We start from the raw sequence: 419 nt of genomic DNA on the forward strand, positions 1-419 counted from the left end.
GAAGTGGTCCAGGTCCAGAAACATCAGCGCACCGTGCTGCCCCAAGCGCGAGGAGTTGGCCATCGCTTGGCGCACCCGGTCSATCAGCAGGCGSCGGTTGGGCAGGCCGGTCAGGGGGTCGTAAAACGCCAGACGGCGGATTTCCTCCTCGTCCTGGCGCTGCTGGGTGACATCGCGCAGCACCGCCACATAGGTTTCTTGTGTGTACTGCGGAATGCGCGAGACCGACAGACTGATGGGAAAGGTGGCCCCACTGTGGTGGCGACCCTGCACCTCCACCGTCTTGCCTGCACCGGCCAGCGCATTGGCGTCGGCGAGCATGTGCAGGGTGCCATCGGCCTCGGCGTCCAGCGGGACGGCCAGCAGGTCGTTCAGCGTGCGGTGAAAGGCCATGTCGCTGCCATAACCCAGCATATGGC

The 419-nt window shown here is 65.2% G+C and carries 1 protein-coding gene; it reads right to left on the reverse strand.

Annotation, left to right across the window (positions count from 1 at the left end):
- The coding region (locus AC1D1Y_RS26570; protein WP_477684979.1) for a diguanylate cyclase domain-containing protein at nucleotides 1-419 on the reverse strand (419 nt) is incomplete at both ends.

Source organism: Polaromonas sp. P1_G1 (assembly GCF_056405595.1).